Source organism: Serpentinicella alkaliphila (genome assembly GCF_018141405.1).
Lineage (GTDB): Bacteria > Bacillota > Clostridia > Peptostreptococcales > Natronincolaceae > Serpentinicella > Serpentinicella alkaliphila.
Genome location: NZ_CP058648.1, coordinates 2,793,864 through 2,817,238, shown reverse-complemented (window position 1 = coordinate 2,817,238; position 23,375 = coordinate 2,793,864). Strand labels below are relative to the sequence as shown.

Sequence of the window (23,375 nt, the reverse complement as noted above, 5' to 3'; positions counted from 1 at the left end):
TTGATTTTTTAACCTAAAAGAATTATAATTTATTTTAAAGCAATTCTTAATAATAGAAGGAGGAAATTACATGGCAGAAAAAATGTTACCAATTGCATTATCAAACAGACACATTCATTTAAGTAAAGAGCATGTAGATATATTGTTTGGTAAGGACTATGAATTAACTAAAATGAAAGATTTATCTCAACCGGGGCAGTTCGCTTCAAACGAAAAGGTTGATGTTGTTGGACCAAAAGGTACTATTAAAGGTGTACGTGTCCTAGGACCAACTAGACCAAACACTCAATTAGAAATTTCTTTAGCAGATGGTTTTATTCTAGGTGTTAATCCGCCAATTAAGGATTCTGGTGATATAGTTGGTAGTCCAGGGGCTAAGTTAGTTGGTCCAAATGGAGAAGTAGAATTATCTGAAGGAATTATTGCAGCAGCTAGACATATACATATGGGATTAGATGATGCTAAGAAATTTGATGTAGTGGATAAAGAAAAAGTGAAAATAAAAACTCCTGGGGAAAGATCTTTAATCTTTGAAAATGTTCTAGTGAGGGTTAATGAAGCTTATGATTTAGAAATGCATGTTGATGTAGATGAAGGAAATGCAGCTAATGTTAAAAATGGAGATATGGTTGAATTGATAAAATACTAATTGAGGTGCGCTTATGAATATAGCGAAATATATTGATCATACACTATTAAAGCCTGAGGTCACTAAAAATGATATTAAAAAAATTTGTGATGAGGCTATAGAATTTGGATTTTATTCCGTATGTGTAAATGGTTCGAATGTACCATTTGTTGCAGAACAGTTGAGTGAAACTGATGTAAAAGTAACAGCTGTTGTTGGTTTTCCGCTGGGGGCCATGACAACAGAAACGAAAGTGTTCGAAACTACTAATGCTATAGATAATGGTGCAAACGAAATAGATATGGTTATTAATATAGGTGCTCTTAGAGAAGGAAATAATGAATTAGTATTAAGAGATATTCAGTCAGTAGTTAATGCTGCTAATGAAAAGGCCATAGTTAAAGTAATAATTGAAACATCTTTACTTAATAAACAAGAGAAGATTTTAGCTTGTCAATTATCAAAACAGGCAGGTGCACATTTTGTAAAAACCTCTACAGGTTTCAGTACTGGTGGGGCAACTGTTGAGGATATAAAACTGATGAGAGAAACAGTAGGTCCTGAACTAGGAGTTAAAGCTTCTGGTGGTGTGAGAGATATTAAAACAGCTCGGGAGCTAATTGCTGCGGGTGCTACAAGACTTGGAGCTAGCTCATCTGTTGATATAGTTAAAGGAATTCAAAGCACAAATGATGGCTATTAAAATTAATATTAAAATAATATTTAAAAAGTCTACCTTTATCGGTAGGCTTTTTAAATTTTTTGAAAATTTACACAACTTATGTACTACTCAAGCATATTATAGAAGTAAGTAAAATATATATAATTACGGACACTAATTTTAAGTAGGAGGGAGGATTTAAGTATGAAAATCTTGCTTAGACTGCTGAATATTCGTTCTGTGAAGGTGGGTAATTGTCCAGTATGTGGTGAGTATATAGGTGCAGATGTAACTTATTGTCCTCACTGTGGTGAATTTATTTAGTTATAGCAGTAATACTTATGATTAGTCATTAGAAATAACTATATAGGTAAAAGGAAAAGCGCCAATAGGTGCTTTCCTTTTTAACGGAGGTATTCACACATTAGATGTGTCAACCGTTTAAGTAGGAAAGGAGAATTTAAATGAAATCCTTACTAACACTATTGAAAATCCGATCAATGAGTATTATTAGCTGTCCAGTATGTGGAGAATATATAAGCAATGAAGTCAAAAAATGCCCTTTTTGTGGTGCTCAAGTAAGAGCTAAATAAGAAAAAAATTTTACAAATTTACACGGAAAGGTGTTCAGACCAGAGGTGCATGCATATAATAGTATTACAACAAGTAAAACTAATAGACACATATTTAAGTAGGAAGGAGGATTTACAATATGAAAATCTTGCTTAAACTGCTAAACATCAGTTCAAAGAGGGAAATTAGTTGTCCATACTGCGGAGAATATATAGACGATAGTGTTGAACGTTGCCCATATTGTGGGGAATACATGTAGAACATTAAACAATTATATACATATGATTATGATTAATATACATTTAATAAGAGAAAGCACCATGTGGTGCTTTCTCTGTTTAAAAACATTATCTCAAAAATTATTATATATTATGCTTTTTATCTATTAAATCTAAGAAGAAATTATGAATTCTAATATCGTCAGTTAGTTCAGGATGAAAGGATGTAACTACCATATTGTCTTGTTTTGCAGCAACAATATGATTATTAACTTGAGATAGTATTTCAATGTTCTCTGAAACAGATTCTATTAAAGGGGCCCTAATAAATGTCATTGGTACGTCATTTAAACTACCAAATTTTCCGGAGGTATTAAAGCTTCCAAGCTGTCGACCATAGGCATTTCTCCTGACTTTGATATCCATAGTACCTAAATAAGTATTTTCATCATTAACGATATCTTTAGCAAGTAGTATTAACCCAGCACAAGTTCCTAAAACCGGCAAACCATCTAATATAGATTGTCTTAAAGGATTAAATATATCCAGTTCCCTAATTAATTTTCCGATTACGGTACTTTCTCCACCGGGTAGTATGATTCCATCGAGTTTATTATTAGTTAAATCTGACTTTTCCCTTATTTCAACACAGTTTACATTTAATTTATTAAGTGTGTGTATATGCTCTATAAAAGCACCTTGAACTGCTAAGACTCCAATTGTTTTCATTATATACCTCTCTGAGCCATTAATAATTCAATTTCCTGTTCGTTAATACCAACCATTGCTTCACCCAAGTCCTCCGAAAGTTCAGCTAGTATTTGAGGATTATTAAAATTAGTAACTGCCTTAACAATTGCTTGAGCTCGTTTAGCTGGATTACCTGATTTAAAAATACCTGATCCAACGAATACTCCCTCTGCACCTAGTTGCATCATCAAAGCTGCATCTGCTGGAGTTGCAACTCCGCCTGCAGCGAAGTTTACAACTGGAAGTTTACCATTAATGTGTACATATTTAGCTAGATCATAAGGTACTTGTAATTCTTTTGCTGCATGATATAATTCATCTTCCCTTAAATTTTGTAAACGTCTGATTTGTTGATTAATTAGTCTAATGTGACGTACTGCCTGAATTATATCCCCCGTTCCTGGTTCCCCTTTAGTACGGATCATAGAGGCCCCTTCGTTAATTCTTCTAAGTGCTTCCCCTAAGTCCTTAGCACCGCAAACAAATGGAACATTAAATTTGCTTTTATCGATATGAAAGAGGTCATCTGCTGGTGATAAGACTTCACTTTCATCGATATAATCTATTTCTATAGCCTGAAGTATTTGGGCCTCAGCAAAATGGCCAATACGTACTTTTGCCATAACTGGTATAGTTACTGCCTCCTGAATACTTTTAATCATCTTAGGATCACTCATTCTTGAAACTCCACCTGCAGCCCTAATATCAGCTGGAATTCTTTCTAAAGCCATAACAGCACAAGCCCCAGCTTCTTCAGCGATACGAGCCTGTTCAGGTGTAGTTACGTCCATAATTACTCCACCCTTAAGCATTTGTGCTAAATTTTTATTAAGTTCATAGCGATTATTCATTGCTGTTCATCCTCCATTACTTGACAGTTTATTTTGTTTTGATTTATTATAATACAGTACTGGTATAGTAATAAGTATCAGTTTATATAAAGATGAAGGTATCAGTTGGGGGTGAATAAAATGCACATGCTAATGTTTTCTGGAGATTTAGATAGTAAAGTCCCAATATATCATCAATTGTATTCCTATATTAAGTCAGAAATACAGCTAGGGAGAATTGCATATAATTCGAAGCTCCCATCTAAAAGAAAATTAGCCTCATATTTAAGTATTAGTCAAAATACAATACAAAATGCATATGACCAGTTAATCGAAGAGGGCTATGTCATATCTAGAGAAAGAAAAGGCTATTATGTTTGTAAAATAGATAACATTACTAAGATTGACCTTAATATAGAATACCCGGAAACTAATCAGAAAATAAATAAATATATTGTTAAATACGATTTTTCCTATAATGGGGTTGATATGCAAACCTTTCCATTTTCAACTTGGAGAAAATTTACCAAGGATATAATTAGTGAATACGATTTAGATCTTTTACAATTAGGGGATTCTCAGGGTAATGAAAATTTAAGAACTAGTATAGCTGAATATCTTCACCAGTCTAGGGGGGTAAATTGTAGCCCTAATCAAATTATAGTAAGTGCCGGTACAGAGTCTCTTATGCAAATAATTATACAGTTACTCCATAGGGATAGTGTTTATGGGATTGAGAACCCGGGTTATGAAAAGCTTAATCTATTATTTTCAAGCAATCACATTAAATTCAAAGGAATAAATATTGATGAAGGCGGAATGATAATTAAAGATATAATTAAGAATAAGGCTGATGTCCTATGTATTACACCTGCCCATCAATTTCCTTCAGGGGAGATAATGCCTATAAATAGAAGGGTACAAATATTAAACTGGGCAAATGAAAAAAATGGACGATATATTATTGAAGATGACTATGATGGTGAATTTAAATATAGCGGTAAGCCCATACCAGCATTACAAGGACTTGATGCTAATGAAAAAGTTATATATATTGGTGCTTTTTCAAAATCCCTATCGCCTTCTGTAAGGGTCAGTTATATGGTTCTACCCCCTCATCTAGTTAAGCGATATAGGGAAAAACTTTCATATATAATATGTCCAGTGCCAATAATAAATCAAAAAGTACTTTATAAATTTATTCACGAAGGTTATTTTGAAAGACACCTTAATAAAATGAGAAACATATATAAGAAGAAAAGAGAAACTCTAGTAAAAAAACTACTAGACTTAAACTGTGGCATAAAAATATTTGGAGCTGATGCTGGGCTACATTTATTAATATCTTTTGATAATGGAATGACTGAAGAACAATTAGTAGCATCTGCTTTAGAGGATGGGGTAAAGGTATATGGATTATCGAAATATTTTTATAATAAACACCATGTAGAAAAAATACCTAAAATATTACTAGGTTACGCAACAATGACCGAGGAACAAATAAGTGACGCTTTAGAAATACTAAGAAAGACATGGTTTAAAGATGTTAATTAATAAAATAATTAAAAAAATAAACAAACTAACAAAAACATATTGTAACTATTAAGACAACTTATTATAATAGTATATATAAACTAAAAGGGAGTAGCATGATTAATAGATTCAACATACCCGGGTGTAACTCTGGATCTATTACTTTTAATATTCTGTATTAAAGGAGCGAGACTTTTGGTTAATGCTAAATTGCATTAACTAAAGGTCTTTTTTTATTATTCTACTAAATTTTATGTTATTTAGTAAAGCTAGTATAATTAGATGGTTTAACTACAGATAATACTTTAGAGGAGTGATTAAAATAAACTACATGTTATTAATAATCGGATTTTATTTACTTATAAAGGGTGCGGACCTTTTTGTTGACGGTGCATCCTCAATAGCAAAAAAATTAAAAGTTCCTTCAATATTAATTGGACTAACAATAGTTGCTTTTGGAACTAGTGCTCCTGAAGCTGCTGTAAGTATAAATGCAGCTCTCAAAAATTCTAGTGGAATAGTAGTGGGTAATATAGTTGGATCAAATATATTTAATTTATTAATAGTTATAGGAATAGCATCAATTATTCATCCAATAGATATTAAGCTTAATACTATAGTTAAAGAGTTTCCATTCATGCTACTTGCCACAATAGTTTTATATATATTAGGAAATGATATAATTTTTCAAGATAGTATGGTTAATAGACTATCCGTGGGTGATGGACTAATTATTCTTTCTGTATTTGCTGTATTTCTTTACTATTTAATTGAGATGGCTTTTTTATCGAAAGAAGCACAGATTGAAAGCTCTGATGGTGACGGAAAGGTTTTAAATATATATACAAGCTTATTATGGGGTGTACTTGGGTTAGGAGGAATTCTTTTCGGTTCCGATTTAGTAGTAAAAAACAGTACAGTTATAGCCTTGCGGTTTGGAATGAGTGAAACTTTGGTAGGACTTACTATAGTTGCTATTGGAACCTCACTCCCCGAACTAATTACATCTATAGTTGCTGCGAGAAAAGGTGAAGGGGATATAGCCATTGGTAATGTCATTGGATCAAATCTATTTAACATTCTATTCATTTTAGGGGTATCATCGGTTATTGGTACGGTATTTGTGGAGGCTAAAATACTATTAGATATACTTTTTCTGCTAGTAATAACTATAATAACATATTATTTTGCTATAACAAAAAAGGCATTTAATAGATATGAGGGAATAATACTAACATTAACTTATATAATCTATATGATTTATATAATCAAAAGAAACTAAAAAACCAAAACATAATATTTATTTATAAATATAAAATGGCTTAAGATTTTTATATTAAGCCATTAATAGTTAATTATATTGCATTAATTTTACTAAACATTGAATCTAAATAAGATTACATCCCCATCTTTTACAATATACTCTTTACCTTCTAATCTAACAAGTCCTTTTTCTTTAGCTGCAACAACAGAACCAAGATTGTTTAGATCATCAAATGATACAGTTTCCGCTCTAATAAAACCTTTTTCAAAATCAGTATGGATTTTTCCTGCGGCTTGAGGAGCTTTAGTACCTTTTCTTATAGTCCATGCCCTAACTTCTTTTGGTCCAGCAGTAATATAACTTATTAAACCTAGTAATGAGTAGGAAGCTTTAATTAATCTATCTAATCCAGATTCTTTTAATCCCAGCTCCTCTAAGAACAAACCTTTTTCCTCATCATCAAGTTCTGAAATTTCAGCTTCGATTTTAGCACATATAACTACTACCTCAGAATTTTCTTCTTCTGCAAAATCCTTAAGTTTTCTCACATAAGCATTGCTAGCACCTAAATCTTGAATATCTTCTTCAGAAACATTTCCTACATAAATAACCGGTTTGTTTGACAGTAGATTAAAACTACTAACTAGCTTTACTTCTTCCTCTGATAAGTCTAAAAATCTAATTGATTTACCTTCTTCTAGTACATTTTTAATTTTATGTAATAGATCAAGCTCTTGTACTAGACTTTTATCTGATTTTGCTAGTTTTTCTGTTTTTTGAATTCTTTTTTCGATTGACTCTAAATCAGAAAGAATTAATTCAAGATTAATTGTTTCAATATCTCTTATAGGATTAACATCACCATCTACATGAGTTATATTTGAATCCTCGAAACATCTCACAACGTGGATAATAGCAGAAACCTCTCTAATATGAGATAAAAATTTATTACCTAAACCTTCGCCCTTACTAGCTCCCCTAACTAATCCAGCAATATCATAAAATTCAACAATAGCCGGTATTAGTTTTTCTGGATTGTACATATCCCTTAATATATTTAAACGATAGTCAGGAACTGAAACAACCCCTACATTTGGTTCTATAGTACAAAACGGGTAGTTCGCAGACTCTGCACCAGCCTGAGTAATAGCATTAAATAGTGTGCTCTTACCTACATTTGGCAATCCAACAATGCCTAATTTCATTTTTTTATCTTCCTTCCCTTAATTAAATAATACAACATAAAAAATATTATATATTATAAAAATTTGGTTATCAACTTATTAATTATAATAACCTAATTGTATAACTAAAATAAGTACTTGTAAAAAAGAAAATAGTTTCATTTTCAAGAAAAAATTTGTCAAAATATTAAGTCTCTATAAAGGCAAACTATAAAAGGAGGTGATAAAATGACATTTAAAAAAATCATGATAACATTTTGCTTAGTATTGCTATTTGTTGTATTTACAACTGGATGTAGACCACAAGAACGTCCTGTTCCACAAGAAAGAACAGTTCCGCAGGATCAACAGCAACAATGGCAAACACCATTACCTCAAGAACCACAACAAACGGTTCCTCAAAGGCAACTACAACCAACTCAACCACAACCTCAAAACACTCCAGTTCCTGGAGCGGGTGGCTGATTAAGTTAGATTATTAAAGCCAAGCGAGTATAGTATATTATTTGCTTGGTTTTAATTTATTGTTCATTGTTTTAAAAGAAGAAACTGAGAGTACTTGAAAAAATAACTAAAATAAAAAATGAGGATATAGAGAAAATATAATTAGGAGGTGAGCAAATATGTCAAACAGAAAATTAATAATAGCCTTATGTTTAGTCATGGTATTTGCTGTATTTGCAACTGGTTGTAGACCATTAGAAAGACCTGTTCCAAGAGATCCACACACTGATGAAGAAATAAAGGAAACTACTCCCAGAATGGACGCTAGAGGTGGAGATGGAAATTTAACAGCTAGGGCAGAAAGAATTGCAGATGCAGTAGCTAAAATGGAAGAAGTAAGAAGTGCTTATGTTGTAATTACTGATACTACTGCTTTAGTAGGTGTAGCATTAGCAGGAAATACTAATGATGTTGCAACAGATTTAAAAAGAAGGATTGAAGATGTAGTAACTAAGACTGATAGAGAAATTGATAGAGTAGCAGTTACTGCGGATCCAGACCTTATAACTAGAATAAGAAACGTAGCTGACGAAACAGGAAGAGGAAGACCTCTAAGTGGATTTGGAAGAGAAGTTGAAGAAATTTTAAGAAGAATTATTCCTAATGCATAATAAAAAATAAAGTTGGAGCATTTGCTTCAGCTTTATTTTTTATTATATTATAATTAACTTCTTTATGGCTTTTTTTATAGTAATATTGTAAAAAAAATGTTATAAGGATATAATAATTTAATACTGATTTCTAAAAAAAGTAATAATGGGGTGAAAAATGTGGATCCAATAGCATTTGAGTTTTTCGGAATACAGGTCGCGTGGTATGGGATTATTATATCTATAGGTATTATATTGGGCGTAATTGTAGCTACAAAAAGGGCTGTAAAAGTGGGATTACATGAAGAAACTATAATTGACATGTGCTTAATTGCAATTCCACTTGCTATAATTGGAGCTAGAGCCTATTACGTTATATTTAAGTGGGATTATTATAGTCAAAATATTTTTCAAATTTTCAAAATAAGAGAAGGTGGTCTAGCAATACATGGGGCTGTATTAGCTGGAGTTTTAGGTGGATATTTATTTTGTAAATATAGAAAAATTGACTTTTTAACTTTAGCAGATGTTTGTGCACCTAGTATAATTCTAGGTCAAGCTATCGGTAGATGGGGCAATTATTTTAATCAAGAAGCATACGGAAGGCCAACGGATTTACCATGGGCTATAGAAATAAATGGAGAGATGGTTCATCCGACATTCTTTTATGAGTCTATGTGGAATTTTGTCGTTTTTATTTTTCTAATATACTATACAAAAAAGAAAAAATATAATGGACAAATATTTTTATTATATTTAGCTTTATATTCCTTAGGACGCTTCTTTATTGAAGGATTACGTACTGATAGCTTAATGATAGGCCCATTAAGGGTTGCTCAGTTAATAAGTATAAGCCTTATTTTAATAGCTGTAATTGGAATGAAGGTTTTAAATAGCAGAAAAAATACTTATTAATGTTTGTTTGTTGGATTTTCAACAAGATTTACAGTTCTTCAACATATTTTGTATAATTTGACAAATTAGCTCAATTTAGCTAGCAAATAGAAGATAATTATAGAAAATATCTGGAATTATATCAAATATCGACCGTTTTTACTTTGACAAGCAAAAGAAAAGTGGATATTATATAAATTACCACTTTAATTAATACCACAGATAAAACACCACAAAAGAAAAATACGGGGTGATATCGAATGATTAAAAATGAGATAATTAAATTGAGAAAACAGTTAAATGATTGCATTAATAAGGAAATGGATTACTCAATTATTTATGACTTAAGTGTACAGTTGGACCAACTTATCTCAGCTTATTATAAGTCAGCAGAAGGAAAAAAAGCTATAAACTAGTTATATAAATATAAATTTAATAAGAATATTTAATAAGCTATCTGCAATATGCAGATAGCTTTTTTCAGTTTTTGCCCGGAATTAAATAGTACTGTTGACCCATATTGAAAAAATAGAAAAAAAATTAAAAGATAAGAAGGATTTTAACCAAAATCATCGAATTTAACATAATAAGTGGTGGAAAGTGGTATGAAGTGGGGACATTTCCCAAGGGCAGGTGTTAAAAATGTTTATTGGTGAATATAATCATAACATTGATAATAAGGGAAGAATAAGCATGCCCGCAAAGTTTAGAGATTTGCTAGGGGATAATTTTATTGCGACAAAAGGCCTGGATAATTGTTTATTTGTATATCCAATGGATGAGTGGAAAATAGTTGAAGGGAAATTAAAATCTTTGCCAATGACAAATGTTGATGCAAGGGCCTTTGTAAGATTTTTCTTTTCTGGCGCGTCGGAATGTGAGTTAGATAATCAGGGAAGAATAAGACTACCTAATAATCTACGTGATCACGCATTTCTTGACAAGGAAACTGTAATAATAGGTGTTGGCACGAGAATTGAAATTTGGAGCTTAGAAAACTGGGAAAAATATAATTCGGGAGAAAATCTTAGTTTTAATGAAATAGCTTCAAAAATGCAGGAATTAGGAATATAGAATATGAAGGTGATTTTGTGGAGTTTAAACACGTATCGATAATGCTAGAAGAATGTATTGAAAATTTAAAGATAAAAGAAGATGGAATCTATGTAGACGGTACTCTTGGGGGAGCTGGCCATTCCAAGGATATTGCAAAAAGACTGAATGAAAATGGCATGTTGATTGGAATAGATCAAGATATTAATGCAATTAGGGCAGCAGAAAAAAGATTAGAGGAATTAAAGTGTAAAATCAAGTTAGTCCATGACAACTTTAGCAACTTAGAAAATATCTTACAGAATATTAATGTAGATAAAATAGATGGAATACTTTTAGATCTAGGGGTTTCGTCTCCACAACTCGACGAGGCTGAACGGGGTTTTGCGTATATGCAAAATGGCATACTAGACATGAGGATGGATGAGCGGGGGCCAATTACTGCTAAAGATATAGTAAATAACTATACAGAGCAACAGTTGACGGATATCTTCTGGAAATACGGTGAAGAAAAATGGGCTAAAAGAATAGCCGAATTTATAATTCAAGAAAGACAAGAAAAAGAAATTACTACAACCTTTGAACTAGTTGATGTTATAAAAAAGGCAATACCTAAAAAGGCTAGAATGGAAGGTTCTCATCCAGCTAAGAAAGTTTTTCAGGCCATAAGGATTGAGGTTAATAATGAACTAGGAATTATAGAGAATACAATTGTTTCAGCAACAGAAAAACTGAATGTTGGAGGACGCATATGCATTATTACTTTTCATTCCCTAGAGGATAGAATTGTAAAAAATACCTTTAAAGAACTAAGTGATCCATGTATATGCCCACCTCAGTTTCCAATCTGCACCTGTAATAGAATAAGCAAACTAAAGGTTATAACTAAGAAACCAATAGTGCCTACTGATGAAGAGTATGAATCAAATTCTAGGTCAAAGAGTTCTAAATTGCGTGTAGCTGAGAGAATATAGGGGGTTCTAAACATAAGAAGGGGTGAATAAATTTGGTAGTAGCAGAAAAAAAGTATTATTATGGTATGCCTGATATTGATCATAAACAAGCAGAACAAAAAAACACTAAAAAAAGTAAGAAACCTAAAAGCTACCGATTAGAAAAACTGTTGGTTTTTTCTGCCATTTTTATTTTCTTAAGCGCTTCTCTTTTATTACTACTCAGATATACGAAGATTATTGAAGCTAGGTATGCAATACATAGTCTAAATAATCAGCTAGAGCAGTTGGATGTGCAAACACAAAAGACTAGAATTGAGGTTGAAAAGGTTACCAAGTCAAGATTTGTTGAGAGTCAAGCAAAAACTAGATTAAATATGACATATCCAAAGTCAGAACAAACTATATATATTAATGTTAATCAAATGGAAGTCGCTGAAATATCTAGTCACTTAGAAAATAGATTCAATAATGTACAAATCGAAAAAACGGATAAGAAACTATTTACGCAATTTTTAAGTAAACTTCAATTATAACAATATTAGGGCCTGAAGGGGGAAATGACTATGTCAGTCCCAAGTGTGTCATCAAAGAAACGACTTCTGTTTATTTTCACAGTTGTTTCTTTTGTGATGTTTTGCTTGATTATTAGACTAGGGTGGATACAGTTAGTAAATGGTGAGAAGTATAAGGAATTAGCAAATAGTCAGCAGACTAGAGATATACCAATCCCAGCCAAAAGAGGAATTATATATGATAGAAACGGTAAAAAAATGGCAATTAGTGCTAGTTCAAATACAGTTTGGGTTAGGCCTAGCGAAGTACAAAAGCCAGAAGAGGCCTCTAAGGCCTTATCTAGTATATTAGACTTAGATGAGCAGGAGACTTATGAAAAAATAAGTAATAAAAGATACGGATTAGTCAGAATTGCTAGGTGGGTTGATGATGACTTAGCGGAGTTAATACGGAAAGAAAAACTTAGAGGGGTTTGGATAGCAGAAGATAATAAAAGATTCTACCCCTACGGAAACTTTGCATCATATATATTAGGTCATACAACTGATGATAACAGGGGTATGGCAGGTATAGAGTTAGAATATGATAAATATTTAAGTGGTCTTCCTGGAAGATGGATTAAAAATACAGATGGAAAGGGAAGACAATTATCCTTTAGTTCAGAAAAGTATTTTGCAGCTGAGAATGGACTTAATGTAGTATTAACTATTGATGAAGTAATACAGCATTTCGCAGAAAAAGCAATAGAAAATGCATTGGAAGCGAATAAAGCCCAGAGAGTTATGTCACTAGTTATGGACGTAAAAACTGGAGATATTTTGGCCATGGCTATTAAACCAGACTATGATCCAAATAATCCTAGGGTACCCCTTGATGAAGAGTTAAAAATGCAAATAGACGCAATGGAAAATGATAAAAAACTTGAAGCATGGTTTAAGATGTGGAGAAATCCAATAATAAATGACACCTATGAGCCTGGTTCAACCTTTAAGATTGTAACTACTTCCGCAGCATTAGAGGAAGGAATCGCAACACCTCAAAGCACATATTACTCTAAAGGTTTTATAATGGTTGGTGGTAGACAAATTAAAAGTTGGAGATGGTATAATCCATTTGGTCATCAAACCTTGGCAGAAGCGGTAGCAAACTCTGATAACCCTGTGTTTGTTGAATTAGTTCAGAAGTTAGGTGCACCTACATTTTATAAATACATTGAAACATTTGGGTTCGCTGAACCGACAGGAATAGACCTGCCAGGAGAGAGAAACTCCATAATGTACAATATTAACGCTGCAGGACCTGTTGAACTAGCTACGATGTCCTTTGGCCAAAGTATTTCTATAACACCTATACAGTTAATTACTGCCGTATCGGCAGTTGCCAACAATGGTAAATTAATGAGACCTAAGCTAGTTAAGGAATTAGTTGATAGTGGGGGTAATGTAGTTCATAGATTCGATGACAATTTAGTTAGACAGATAATATCAGAAAAGACAGCTATGCAGATGATAGATATTTTAGAATCCGTAGTTTCTGAGACATCCCTTGCTTATATTCCAGGATATCATGTGGCTGGTAAAACTGGTACAGCTCAAAAGGTTATTGATGGTAGGTATGCCCAAAGTAAGTATATTTCATCCTTTGTAGGTTTTGCTCCAGCGACAAATCCTGAAATTGCCGTATTAGTAATTATTGATGAACCTAATGGTTTTAGCCACTTTGGGGGAGTAGTAGCAGCTCCAGTAGCTAAAGAAATATTTGAAGAGACATTAAAGTATCTTGATATAAAACCTAAGTATACTGAAAAAGACGAGGCCATATATACTAGGCAAGAGGTTACTGTCCCTGATGTAAGAAATCTCTCTATTAGAGAGGCATCTAAGATTATATCTAATAGTAAGTTAGACTCAAGATATGGACCTGAATTTACTGGGAATGAAAATGCAATTGTTGTAGATATGTTCCCTAAACCAGGGGCTAAGGTTTTTGAAAAGTCGACTATAATACTGTACACAAAAACAAATAATGAAATACCAAGTTCCGTATTAGTTCCAAATTTAATTGGTAAAACTATACGTGAGGCAAATATTATTGTGGAAAGCTTAGGATTAAAATTAAATATAACTGGTAATGGATTTGCAACTAATCAAGTTCCAAATTCGGGAGTAGCAGTAGAACCAGGTACAATTATAAATGTTGAGTTCAATAATGATACTAATGGCAACCGAAATTAATTTTTCGTGTTGCCATTTGAAAAGTTAATACAAATTTTTATGTTTTCTCTTTAACCGTCGATAAAGTTAATATTTTTATATTAAGTGAGTATAATAGCAATTAAGACGGGGAGGCGGTCCAATGCTTTTAGAAAAAATACTCCAAAGCATTGAGAAAGAAAGGGTTAATGGAGAAACACAAATACAGATTGATAGCATTACATATGATTCAAGTAGAGCTAAGGAGAATAGTCTGTTTATCTGCATAGAGGGTTTTAATACAGATGGACATAAATATATAGAGAATGCAATCAGTAAAGGTGCTATTGCAATTGTAGTGAGTAAGGAAATAGATATAGCAAATGAAAAGGTTACTATTATAAAAGTTAAAAATACGAGAAAGGTGCTAGCAGAAATAGCAAATGTTTTTTATGATTTCCCTACTAAAAAATTAGATCTAATAGGTGTTACTGGCACAAATGGTAAAACATCAACCACTTATATGATTAGGAATATATTATTGCAGGCTAATAGAAAAGTAGGTTTAGTTGGAACTATTTCAAATTGGATTGGTAGCAGAGAAATTGACACTACAAGAACAACCCCTGAATCCAATGATTTGCAATATTTATTTTGTGAAATGCTAGATGCTGGAATAGATAGCTGCGTGATGGAAGTTTCATCCCATTCTTTAGTTCTTCATAGAGTAGATGGGTCTGATTTTAAGATAGGTATCTTTACTAATTTAACAAGAGATCATTTAGACTTTCACGAAACTATGGAAAATTACTTTAATGCAAAAAAAGAGTTGTTTTATAAAACTTCATTATGTAATATTATTAATGCGGATGATTGTCATGGCCAGAGGATTATAACAGAAATAGGGGAATTAAATACTCCAATAATTACTTATGGAATAAATAATCACTCAACCATTAAAGCACAAAATATTGGCATGACAATAAAAGATGTGACTTTTGATTTAGTTACTCCTAAGTACACTGTCACTTTAAATATTGGAACTCCTGGTCTTTTTACAGTTTACAATACTCTGGCAGCCTGTAGCGCCGCCTATGCCCTAGATATTGATAAGGAAGCGATTAAAAAGGGGTTACATAGTCTACGTAGTGTTCCGGGTCGTTTTGAAATTATTAAAGAAATAGAAGATTTTACAGTGATTGTAGATTACGCTCACACACCAGACGCATTAGAAAATGTTCTAAATTCTGCAATTAAATTTAAAGAAAATAGAATAATAACAGTAATGGGATGTGGTGGGGACAGAGATAAAACAAAAAGGCCAATAATGGGTGAAATATCAGGTAGCCTTAGTGATTTAACTATAATAACTTCTGATAATCCCAGATCTGAAGACCCCAAAGTTATTATTAAAGAAATTAAAGAAGGTATCGAAAAGACAGAAGGTGAATACTTAATAGTAGAAGATAGAAAAGAAGCAATAAAAGCCGCTTTAAATAATGCTAAAAAAAGGGATATAGTAATAATAGTGGGTAAAGGACATGAAAAGGTACAAATAATTGGGAAAAATGTTTACCCCTTCGATGATAAAAAAGTAGCCTTAGAGGTTGCAAGAGAGGAAGGATTACTATGATAAAACAGGCACTAGAAATAGTTGCAAAGGCCTGCGGAGGAAAGATTGTACAAAAGGGTTTAATAGATGGAGTTTTTGGAGTATCAACAGATTCTAGGACTACTAAAAATGGAGACTTATTTATACCTTTAATAGGAGAAAACTTTGATGGTCATAACTATATTGAAACAGCAATAGAAAAAGGTGCCAGTGCAGTTCTATTTCAAGGTTCTAATTTTTCTATCAACAAAAATACAAATGATAAAGTTTCTTTTATTGAGGTTGATAATACCTTAGAAGCGCTTCAAAATTTAAGTAAGTATTATAGAAATTTATTTACAATACCATTCATTGGAATAACAGGAAGTACTGGAAAAACAACTACAAAAGATATGGTCAGTCACGTACTTTCTTATAAATATAATACATTAAAAAATATAGGAAATCTAAATAACCAAATAGGGTTACCTTTAACTATCTTTAACTTAGAGGAGAATCATGAAGCCTGTGTAGTTGAAATGGGTATGTCTGGTTTAGGGGAAATATCAGATTTAGCGGAAATCGCAAGACCTGAAATTGCAATTATTACTAATATTGGTTTATCACATATAGAACATCTAGGTAGTCAAGAGAATATTTTCAAGGCAAAGATGGAAATCTCAAACTTTCTAAATGAGGATAATTTTCTATTGCTAAATGGTGATGACAAATTTCTAAAAAAAGCAAAGGAATCAGAACATACTTTTAATAAAGTCTCTATAGGCTTATCTGAAGATAATGACCTTTATGCAGAAAATATTAAAGATTTAAAGGATAAGGGTTATGTTTTTGATGTGAAAATAAATAATAAACTTTATACTTTTAATTTAGATCAACCAGGACTACATAATGTATACAATGCTTTATTTGCTATTTGGGTAGGTACACATTTCAATATGACCCCAGAAGAAATAGACGAGTCCTTTAGGCAGTTTAAACCTTCTAAAATGCGCTTAGAGATTGTTAAACTAAAGGATTTTACATTGATTAATGATGCATATAATGCAAGTCCTGATTCTATGACTGCAGCATTGAAGGTGTTATCTAATATGGATGGAAATAAAAAAATTGCTATATTAGGAAATATGTTTGAAATGGGAGAACATTCAGAGTACGGCCATCGACTAGTCGGAGAGGCAGCTGTAACAAATAATATAGACTATTTAATTACGGTTGGCAATTTTGCAGAATGGATTGCTGAGGAAGCTTTAGACAAGGGTATGCTACATAACAATGTTTATAAAGCTCAAAATAACGAGGAGGCTTTAAAAACAGTTTTACAAATAGTCTCCAAAGGTGATATAGTTCTGTTAAAAGGTTCTAGAGGTATGAAAATGGACGAAATTGCTACGGAGATACAAGAGAGGAGCTAGAATATGATTCACCAGAAACAGATTATATATACAATTATTATAGGGTTTGTAATTACACTTATATTAGGCCCATTAATAATACCTTTTTTAAAAAGATTAAAAGCAGGCCAAACTATTAGAGAGGAAGGGCCTGAAAGTCATAAAACAAAAAGCGGAACTCCTACGATTGGTGGAATAATAATAATAACATCTATATTTATAACCTCTCTATCTTCAGGAATTATAGATAATGATTTGTGGGTAGCACTAATAGCAACTTTAGCCTTTGGGTTAATTGGATTTATAGATGATTTTATAAAAGTTGTAATGAAGAGAAACTTAGGGTTAAGGGCATATCAGAAGTTAATTTTACAAACAACTGTAGCAGTTTTAATAGCATGGTACCATATGTCACAGTCACATACGGCCTTAGGCACAAAAATAATTGTTCCATTTATTAATGGTAGTTTACAAATAGGTAATTTTGTTATACCAGAATACTTAGATATAGGTAGATTTTATGTACCATTTATAATTTTTGTTGTTGTAGCAACAGTTAACAGTGCGAATTTAACTGATGGACTAGATGGTTTAGCAGCAGGTGTAACTTTAATAGTAGCCGCGTTTTTTAGTCTACTTGCTATGAATTACGGAAGTAATAGTCTTGCAATATTTTCAAGTGCTATTGTAGGGGCTTGTCTAGGATTTTTAAGGTTTAATAGCCATCCTGCTAAGGTATTTATGGGAGACACGGGCTCTTTAGCCCTTGGAGGTGCTATTGCAACGATTGCAGTCCTTATGAATGTTGCATTAATTATACCAGTTGTAGCAGGAATATTTTTTATAGAAACTCTATCTGTTATTATTCAGGTAATATCCTTTAAATCAACGGGTAAAAGGGTTTTTAAAATGACTCCATTACATCACCATTTTGAACTATCTGGTTGGAAAGAAACAAAGGTAGTAACTGTATTTTGGATATCAACTGTGATTTTATGTCTTATAGGTGCTATAGGAGTATTTTAGAAAGTAGGTGTTAACATTGGAACTAAAAAATAAAAAAGTTTTAGTAATAGGATTTGCTGTTACAGGGATACCATTAGTTAAAGTACTTAATACTTTAGGTGCAAGTATTATTGTTAACGATTTGCGTACTGAAGAGGATTTAAAGGATAGTATAGCAGAGCTTCATGGTATAGATGTTAATTATTACCTGGGAAAACACCCAGATAATATAGAGGAACTTGGTAAAATCGATCTAGCAATAATTTCCCCGGGAATCCCTTTAACAATACCCTTTGTTAAAGAAATTCAAAAGGCTGGAATTGAGCTTATTGGGGAAATAGAGTTGGCATATAGGTTATCAAGAGGTACAATTATTGCCATAACAGGAACAAATGGAAAAACAACTACAACAGCATTAATGGGAGAAATATTTAAAAATGCCAATAGAAACACTCATGTAGTTGGTAATATTGGTGTGGCGGCTATTTCTAAAGCCTTAGAAACTAAAGAAGATGATTATATTATTATGGAAATCAGTTCCTTTCAGTTAGAGAGCTGTGTTTATTTTCATCCTCATATAGCTACGGTTTTGAATATAACACCGGACCATTTGAATCGACATGGCAATATGGAAAACTATGCTGATATAAAGTTTAGTATATTTAAAAACCAAAACCAAAGGGATTATGCAATTATAAATTATGATAACGATATTACTTATGATAAAAGTAAGGATTTGAATAATGTTATTTATTTTAGCCGAATCTCTGAGTTGCAAAGAGGGGTATTTGTTAAGGATAATAATATTATTATTAAAGAAAATGAAAATGAAATTGAAGTAATACATATTAAAGATATAAGAATTCCAGGTATGCATAATGTAGAAAATGCCCTTGCAGCTACAACTATGAGCTACTATAGTGGAATATCAGTTGAGACTATAAGAGAAACATTAAAGGCCTTTAAAGGCGTTGAGCATAGAATTCAGTATGTTGATTCAATAAATGGAGTAAGTTTTTATAACGACTCTAAGGCAACTAATATAAACTCAACTATAAAAGCAATAGAATCAGTTGAAGCACCAATTATTCTTTTAGCAGGTGGAATGGATAAGGGTGATGAGTTTGACCTATTATTTGAAGGCTTACATAATAAAGTTAAGAGTATGTTTGTGTATGGTGAGACTGCATCTAAAATATTAGACTCTGGACGTAAATATGGATTTAATTCTATATTCAAAGTGACTAATTTAAAAGAAGCAGTAATGGGTGCATATAAAATCTCAAATGATGGTGACTCAATTTTATTATCACCTGCCTGTGCAAGTTGGGATATGTATAAGAATTTTGAAGAAAGAGGTAAGGAATTTATCAACCTTGTTGCAAATTTAAGGGGGTAAAGATTTTGAAAGGAAAAAATTCATATGATATAACTATAATAATAACTGTAGCTCTTTTGGTAGTTATTGGAATTATAATGGTTTTTAGCTCAAGCTATTCCTATTCCTTAGGTACTAAAGGTGACCCGTTTTTTTTTCTGAAAAGGCTTTTGGTTTGGGCTGTTGTAGGTAGCATAGCAATGTGGGTATTTGCGAGAATAAAGTACTGGACTCTACAGAGATATGCAAATATCTTACTTTTAGGGGCTCTTACTACACTTATTTTAGTTTTAACTCCATTAGGAATAAACATAAATGGCGCTTCTAGATGGCTTGGTGTTGGCTCCCTTACAGTTATGCCCTCGGAAATTGCAAAGTTTGCTGTAATAATATTTGTTCCGACAAGTATTGTACGAAAAAAAGAAAAGATACAGACTTTTACTTATGGATTGTTACCTTATTTAACTTTATGCGGGATAATATTTGGTTTAATTTATTTGCAGCCAGATTTTAGTACCGCTTTTGTTGTCTGTGTTGTAATTATTTCAATGGTTTTTGTTGGTGGTATAAAGCTATCTCACTTTATAGCATTAATAGCTATGGGAGCTAGTGGATTAGCCAGTATGATAACATATATATTTATTTCAGGAAAAGGATATAAGGCTAGAAGGATAACTGCCTTCCTAGACCCATGGGCTGATCCATCAGATAGTGGATTCCAAGCGGTACAATCTTTACTTGCTATAGGCTCAGGTGGACTTTTTGGAAAAGGACTTGGAAAAAGCATACAAAAGCATTTCTATTTACCAGAGCCCCAAAATGACTTTATTTTTGCTATCATTAGTGAGGAGTTAGGGTTCATTGGGGGGGTATTTATTATTCTGCTATTTGTAATTCTAATATGGAGAGGAATAAGAGTAGCTATTAATGCACCGGATTTGCTGGGCTGTTTAATGGCTTCAGGAATTATTTCTATGATAACGGTTCAAGTTATGATTAATATAGCAGTTGCAACATCATCAATGCCTGTTACCGGAATGCCATTGCCTTTTATAAGCTATGGGGGAACATCTTTAGTGATAACTATGGCATGTATGGGGATTTTGTTAAACATTTCGAGGCATTCAAAACTTGATAGGAGTTGAAATAAATGAAGGTTATTATTAGTGGCGGGGGAACCGGTGGCCATATATACCCTGCTATTGCTATTGCAGACAAAATAAAAAAAGAAAATCCAAAGGCTGAAATACTCTTCATTGGAACTGAGAAGGGACTGGAGGCTGATGTTGTACCAAAGGCCGGATATAAGCTTGAAACTATTACAGTAAGTTACTTAAAACGAAAAATTTCTATTCATAATATAAAGAGTGCCGCAATGCTAATGAAAGGCCTATTTGAAGCAAGGGGAATAATTAAGAAATTTAACCCGGATATAGTTATAGGAACCGGTGGGTTTGTTTGCGGTCCCGTATTATTTATTGCAAGTAAGATGGGCATTAGAACTCTTATACATGAACAGAATGTATACCCAGGCTTAACAAATAAAATTCTAGGAAAATATGTTGATAGAATCGCAATTAGCTTTGACGAGGCTAAAAAATATTTTAAAGAAAAAGGAAAAATATTTGTATCAGGTAATCCTATAAGAGAAGACTTTCTAAAGGTTGATTTAGCTAAAGCAAATTTAAAATATAAGAAGAGTGATTTGCCTTTAATTTTAATTGTTGGGGGCAGTGGGGGCTCTTTATCCATAAATAATGCAGCAATCGAATTAATTAAAAATAACAAAAATAGCTATCAAATACTTTTAGTTACAGGTAAGGGTCATTATAATGATGTGATAAATAGAATAGGTAATAAAACTTCGGATTTAGTTTCAATTAAACCATATTTAGATGATATGCCTTTAGCTCTAAAGGCCTGTGATATTATAGTTTGTAGTGCCGGGGCTATATCAATTTCAGAAATTACAGCCCTAGGGAAGCCGTCAATATTAATTCCTAAGGCGTATACTGCAGAGAATCATCAGGAGTACAATGCAAAAGCTCTTGAAGCCCAAGGGGCTGCTATTACCATAAAGGAGAAGGATTTAAATCCTAAATTATTATCCGAAAAAGTTGAAAGCCTATTAACCAACAAGACGAAGCTTAAGGAAATGGAAATTAAGAGTAGTAATGCTGCGAAAGTCAATGCTTTAGAGATTATTTACTCCGAAATGACAAGGTTAATAAAGGGTTAAAACTAAACAGGAACACCTCTAGAACTTCTGCATAGTATGATTATATACCTTTTTCATATACATATGTTTGCAACCCAAAATTAATAATTATTTTATTCTTTAATATATAATTATCATAATAGGTATAGTTCTGGAGGTGACTAATAAGTGGGTAAACTTATAGTTAGAGGTGGTAATAAGTTAGCAGGGGAAGTTGATGTAAGCGGAGCAAAAAACTCAGTTTTACCTATTTTAGCTGCAACTGTTTTAAATGGTGGAATGAATGTCATTCATAATATTCCAAATTTATCAGATGTATCAATAATGATAAAAATTTTAGTTGCAGTAGGGTGTTCGGTTAAAAAGGAAGGTAGTACAGTAATTGTGGACTCATCTGGACTAAATAACTATGAGATCCCAGAATATTTAGTAAGGGAAATGAGATCTTCAATAATAGTACTTGGTTCAATGCTAGCAAGATGTGGTCAGGTAAGAATAAGTTATCCTGGAGGCTGTGAATTAGGACCAAGACCAATTGATCTCCACCTTAAAGCCCTTAGGGAAATGGGAGCAGTCATAAAGGAAGAGCACGGCTTCCTAATTTGTGATGCAAAAAAAATGAAGGGTACTGAAATACAATTAGACTTCCCTAGTGTTGGTGCAACAGAAAATATAATGCTGGCTGCAGTTTTTGCAGAAGGGACTACAACAATTAGAAATGCAGCAAGGGAACCAGAAATAAGAGATTTGCAGAATTTTATCAATAGGGTAGGCGGAAAAGTCACAGGGGCAGGTAGCGCCACTATTAGAATTGAAGGTGTAAAAAAATTAAAAGATGTAGAACACCAAATAATACCTGATAGAATAGTTGCTGGGACTTTTTTAGCAGCAGCAGCAATAACTAAAGGGGAAATAGTTCTAAACAATGTTATTCCTGAGCATTTACAGTCTATATTGTTTAAGCTCAAAGAGGCTGGATGTACTATATCCATTTATAAAAATAGTATAAGGTTAAATGCTCCGAATAAAATTAAGGCTATTGAATCAATTAAAACTATGCCCTATCCAGGTTTTCCTACGGATATGCAATCCCAAATATTATCATTAATGGCCTTAAGTGACGGTATTACCATATTTACTGAGAATATCTTTGAAAATAGGTATAAGCATGCTTATGAGCTGACAAGAATGGGAGCTAATATAAAAATAGATGGTAGGGTTGCAATAGTTAAGGGTGTTGATAAACTAAGTGGAGCAACAGTAGCTGCCCATGATTTACGAGGTGGTGCAGCCCTAATAATCGCAGGTCTAGCGGCGGAAGGAACTACATTAATTGAGAATACCCATCATATTGATAGAGGGTACGATAACATAGACGGACTTTTAGTAAAATTAGGGGCGGACATAAAGAAACAATAACTTTTTTTC

At 32.6% G+C, this 23,375-nt stretch carries 25 protein-coding genes; 22 read left to right on the top strand and 3 right to left on the bottom strand.

Translation table 11 applies throughout. The features are described 5' to 3' along the window. Nucleotides 1–70 precede the first annotated feature (70 nt). From pduL to HZR23_RS18135, 5 genes are all read left to right on the top strand, one after another. Complete coding sequence (pduL, locus tag HZR23_RS14390; RefSeq protein ID WP_132847189.1) at nt 71–649, top strand: phosphate propanoyltransferase; 579 nt, start codon at nt 71–73, stop codon at nt 647–649. 13 nt (nt 650–662) lie between these two features. Continuing rightward, nucleotides 663–1,331 (top strand): deoxyribose-phosphate aldolase, encoded by a 669-nt coding sequence (gene deoC, locus HZR23_RS14385; RefSeq protein WP_132847188.1) that lies wholly within the window; start codon nt 663–665, stop codon nt 1,329–1,331. A gap of 162 nt (nt 1,332–1,493) precedes the next feature. Beyond that, nucleotides 1,494–1,613 (top strand): zinc-ribbon domain-containing protein, encoded by a 120-nt coding sequence (locus tag HZR23_RS14380; RefSeq protein WP_132847187.1) that lies wholly within the window; start codon nt 1,494–1,496, stop codon nt 1,611–1,613. Between the two features lie 140 nt (nt 1,614–1,753). Then, nucleotides 1,754–1,882 (top strand): zinc-ribbon domain-containing protein, encoded by a 129-nt coding sequence (locus HZR23_RS18140; protein WP_132847186.1) that lies wholly within the window; start codon nt 1,754–1,756, stop codon nt 1,880–1,882. Between the two features lie 119 nt (nt 1,883–2,001). Next, nucleotides 2,002–2,121, top strand: coding sequence for a zinc ribbon domain-containing protein (locus HZR23_RS18135; protein ID WP_132847185.1), 120 nt, complete (start codon nt 2,002–2,004; stop codon nt 2,119–2,121). 103 nt (nt 2,122–2,224) lie between these two features. On the opposite strand, the gene pdxT is transcribed toward HZR23_RS18135, so the two are convergent. Together pdxT and pdxS are read right to left on the bottom strand one after the other, a co-directional pair. Further along, nucleotides 2,225–2,809, bottom strand: coding sequence for a pyridoxal 5'-phosphate synthase glutaminase subunit PdxT (gene pdxT / locus HZR23_RS14365; RefSeq protein WP_132847184.1), 585 nt, complete (start codon nt 2,807–2,809; stop codon nt 2,225–2,227). After that, complete coding sequence (gene pdxS, locus HZR23_RS14360) at nt 2,809–3,681, bottom strand: pyridoxal 5'-phosphate synthase lyase subunit PdxS (RefSeq protein ID WP_132847183.1); 873 nt, start codon at nt 3,679–3,681, stop codon at nt 2,809–2,811. Before pdxS ends, pdxT begins: the two co-directional genes overlap by 1 nt. A gap of 120 nt (nt 3,682–3,801) precedes the next feature. Between pdxS and pdxR the strand changes: the two genes are divergently transcribed. Together pdxR and HZR23_RS14350 are read left to right on the top strand one after the other, a co-directional pair. Continuing rightward, entirely contained in the window at nt 3,802–5,214 is a 1,413-nt protein-coding gene (gene pdxR / locus HZR23_RS14355) for a MocR-like pyridoxine biosynthesis transcription factor PdxR (protein WP_132847182.1), read from the top strand. A 310-nt stretch (nt 5,215–5,524) separates the two neighbouring features. Next, nucleotides 5,525–6,475 carry a calcium/sodium antiporter gene (locus tag HZR23_RS14350; protein WP_330571354.1) on the top strand — a complete coding sequence of 317 codons (951 nt, stop codon included), beginning with the start codon at nt 5,525–5,527 and terminating at the stop codon, nt 6,473–6,475. Nucleotides 6,476–6,567: 92 nt separating this feature from the next. Here HZR23_RS14350 and ychF read toward each other — a convergent pair whose 3' ends face one another. Further along, complete coding sequence (ychF, locus tag HZR23_RS14345; RefSeq protein WP_132847181.1) at nt 6,568–7,662, bottom strand: redox-regulated ATPase YchF; 1,095 nt, start codon at nt 7,660–7,662, stop codon at nt 6,568–6,570. 207 nt (nt 7,663–7,869) lie between these two features. On the opposite strand from ychF, the gene HZR23_RS14340 reads away from it, so the two are divergent. From HZR23_RS14340 to murA, 15 genes are all read left to right on the top strand, one after another. After that, nucleotides 7,870–8,106: a hypothetical protein gene (locus HZR23_RS14340; protein ID WP_132847180.1), complete on the top strand. Its 237-nt coding sequence runs from the start codon at nt 7,870–7,872 to the stop codon at nt 8,104–8,106. 158 nt (nt 8,107–8,264) lie between these two features. Beyond that, complete coding sequence (locus tag HZR23_RS14335; protein ID WP_132847179.1) at nt 8,265–8,756, top strand: YhcN/YlaJ family sporulation lipoprotein; 492 nt, start codon at nt 8,265–8,267, stop codon at nt 8,754–8,756. Between the two features lie 159 nt (nt 8,757–8,915). Then, the gene (gene lgt, locus HZR23_RS14330; protein ID WP_132847178.1) at nt 8,916–9,650 is read left to right on the top strand and encodes a prolipoprotein diacylglyceryl transferase; all 735 of its coding nucleotides are present in this window, start codon (nt 8,916–8,918) and stop codon (nt 9,648–9,650) included. A 239-nt stretch (nt 9,651–9,889) separates the two neighbouring features. Beyond that, nucleotides 9,890–10,045: an aspartyl-phosphate phosphatase Spo0E family protein gene (locus tag HZR23_RS14325; RefSeq protein WP_132847177.1), complete on the top strand. Its 156-nt coding sequence runs from the start codon at nt 9,890–9,892 to the stop codon at nt 10,043–10,045. Between the two features lie 226 nt (nt 10,046–10,271). Further along, complete coding sequence (gene mraZ / locus HZR23_RS14320) at nt 10,272–10,703, top strand: division/cell wall cluster transcriptional repressor MraZ (protein WP_132847176.1); 432 nt, start codon at nt 10,272–10,274, stop codon at nt 10,701–10,703. A gap of 17 nt (nt 10,704–10,720) precedes the next feature. Continuing rightward, entirely contained in the window at nt 10,721–11,656 is a 936-nt protein-coding gene (rsmH, locus tag HZR23_RS14315; protein WP_132847175.1) for a 16S rRNA (cytosine(1402)-N(4))-methyltransferase RsmH, read from the top strand. Nucleotides 11,657–11,688: 32 nt separating this feature from the next. Then, nucleotides 11,689–12,171: a cell division protein FtsL gene (locus tag HZR23_RS14310; RefSeq protein ID WP_132847174.1), complete on the top strand. Its 483-nt coding sequence runs from the start codon at nt 11,689–11,691 to the stop codon at nt 12,169–12,171. Between the two features lie 30 nt (nt 12,172–12,201). Beyond that, nucleotides 12,202–14,385 carry a PASTA domain-containing penicillin-binding protein gene (locus tag HZR23_RS14305; RefSeq protein ID WP_132847173.1) on the top strand — a complete coding sequence of 728 codons (2,184 nt, stop codon included), beginning with the start codon at nt 12,202–12,204 and terminating at the stop codon, nt 14,383–14,385. Nucleotides 14,386–14,506: 121 nt separating this feature from the next. After that, nucleotides 14,507–15,976: a UDP-N-acetylmuramoyl-L-alanyl-D-glutamate--2,6-diaminopimelate ligase gene (locus HZR23_RS14300; RefSeq protein WP_132847172.1), complete on the top strand. Its 1,470-nt coding sequence runs from the start codon at nt 14,507–14,509 to the stop codon at nt 15,974–15,976. Then, nucleotides 15,973–17,367 (top strand): UDP-N-acetylmuramoyl-tripeptide--D-alanyl-D-alanine ligase, encoded by a 1,395-nt coding sequence (locus tag HZR23_RS14295; RefSeq protein WP_132847171.1) that lies wholly within the window; start codon nt 15,973–15,975, stop codon nt 17,365–17,367. Before HZR23_RS14300 ends, HZR23_RS14295 begins: the two co-directional genes overlap by 4 nt. Before the next feature lie 3 nt (nt 17,368–17,370). Beyond that, nucleotides 17,371–18,372 (top strand): phospho-N-acetylmuramoyl-pentapeptide-transferase, encoded by a 1,002-nt coding sequence (gene mraY, locus HZR23_RS14290; RefSeq protein ID WP_132847170.1) that lies wholly within the window; start codon nt 17,371–17,373, stop codon nt 18,370–18,372. A gap of 16 nt (nt 18,373–18,388) precedes the next feature. After that, nucleotides 18,389–19,750, top strand: coding sequence for a UDP-N-acetylmuramoyl-L-alanine--D-glutamate ligase (gene murD, locus HZR23_RS14285; RefSeq protein ID WP_132847169.1), 1,362 nt, complete (start codon nt 18,389–18,391; stop codon nt 19,748–19,750). 5 nt (nt 19,751–19,755) lie between these two features. Further along, on the top strand, nt 19,756–20,874 hold the full coding sequence (gene ftsW / locus HZR23_RS14280) for a putative lipid II flippase FtsW (protein ID WP_132847168.1): 1,119 nt from the start codon (nt 19,756–19,758) through the stop codon (nt 20,872–20,874). Nucleotides 20,875–20,879: 5 nt separating this feature from the next. Beyond that, entirely contained in the window at nt 20,880–21,968 is a 1,089-nt protein-coding gene (gene murG, locus HZR23_RS14275; RefSeq protein ID WP_132847167.1) for an undecaprenyldiphospho-muramoylpentapeptide beta-N-acetylglucosaminyltransferase, read from the top strand. Between the two features lie 147 nt (nt 21,969–22,115). Next, a complete protein-coding gene (murA, locus tag HZR23_RS14270) occupies nt 22,116–23,366 on the top strand; it encodes a UDP-N-acetylglucosamine 1-carboxyvinyltransferase (protein ID WP_132847166.1) in 1,251 nt (416 codons plus the stop codon). Nucleotides 23,367–23,375 lie beyond the last annotated feature (9 nt).

Excerpts from the sequence above, each read along its gene's own strand:
- pduL (WP_132847189.1), top strand. The coding sequence starts at position 71 with ATGGCAGAAAAAATGTTACCAATTGCATTATCAAACAGACACATTCAT.
- deoC (WP_132847188.1), top strand. The coding sequence starts at position 663 with ATGAATATAGCGAAATATATTGATCATACACTATTAAAGCCTGAGGTC.
- HZR23_RS14380 (WP_132847187.1), top strand. The coding sequence starts at position 1,494 with ATGAAAATCTTGCTTAGACTGCTGAATATTCGTTCTGTGAAGGTGGGT.
- HZR23_RS18140 (WP_132847186.1), top strand. The coding sequence starts at position 1,754 with ATGAAATCCTTACTAACACTATTGAAAATCCGATCAATGAGTATTATT.
- HZR23_RS18135 (WP_132847185.1), top strand. The coding sequence starts at position 2,002 with ATGAAAATCTTGCTTAAACTGCTAAACATCAGTTCAAAGAGGGAAATT.
- pdxT (WP_132847184.1), bottom strand. The coding sequence starts at position 2,809 with ATGAAAACAATTGGAGTCTTAGCAGTTCAAGGTGCTTTTATAGAGCAT.
- pdxS (WP_132847183.1), bottom strand. The coding sequence starts at position 3,681 with ATGAATAATCGCTATGAACTTAATAAAAATTTAGCACAAATGCTTAAG.
- pdxR (WP_132847182.1), top strand. The coding sequence starts at position 3,802 with ATGCACATGCTAATGTTTTCTGGAGATTTAGATAGTAAAGTCCCAATA.
- HZR23_RS14350 (WP_330571354.1), top strand. The coding sequence starts at position 5,525 with ATGTTATTAATAATCGGATTTTATTTACTTATAAAGGGTGCGGACCTT.
- ychF (WP_132847181.1), bottom strand. The coding sequence starts at position 7,662 with ATGAAATTAGGCATTGTTGGATTGCCAAATGTAGGTAAGAGCACACTA.
- HZR23_RS14340 (WP_132847180.1), top strand. The coding sequence starts at position 7,870 with ATGACATTTAAAAAAATCATGATAACATTTTGCTTAGTATTGCTATTT.
- HZR23_RS14335 (WP_132847179.1), top strand. The coding sequence starts at position 8,265 with ATGTCAAACAGAAAATTAATAATAGCCTTATGTTTAGTCATGGTATTT.
- HZR23_RS14325 (WP_132847177.1), top strand. The coding sequence starts at position 9,890 with ATGATTAAAAATGAGATAATTAAATTGAGAAAACAGTTAAATGATTGC.
- mraZ (WP_132847176.1), top strand. The coding sequence starts at position 10,272 with ATGTTTATTGGTGAATATAATCATAACATTGATAATAAGGGAAGAATA.
- HZR23_RS14305 (WP_132847173.1), top strand. The coding sequence starts at position 12,202 with ATGTCAGTCCCAAGTGTGTCATCAAAGAAACGACTTCTGTTTATTTTC.
- HZR23_RS14300 (WP_132847172.1), top strand. The coding sequence starts at position 14,507 with ATGCTTTTAGAAAAAATACTCCAAAGCATTGAGAAAGAAAGGGTTAAT.
- HZR23_RS14295 (WP_132847171.1), top strand. The coding sequence starts at position 15,973 with ATGATAAAACAGGCACTAGAAATAGTTGCAAAGGCCTGCGGAGGAAAG.
- mraY (WP_132847170.1), top strand. The coding sequence starts at position 17,371 with ATGATTCACCAGAAACAGATTATATATACAATTATTATAGGGTTTGTA.
- murG (WP_132847167.1), top strand. The coding sequence starts at position 20,880 with ATGAAGGTTATTATTAGTGGCGGGGGAACCGGTGGCCATATATACCCT.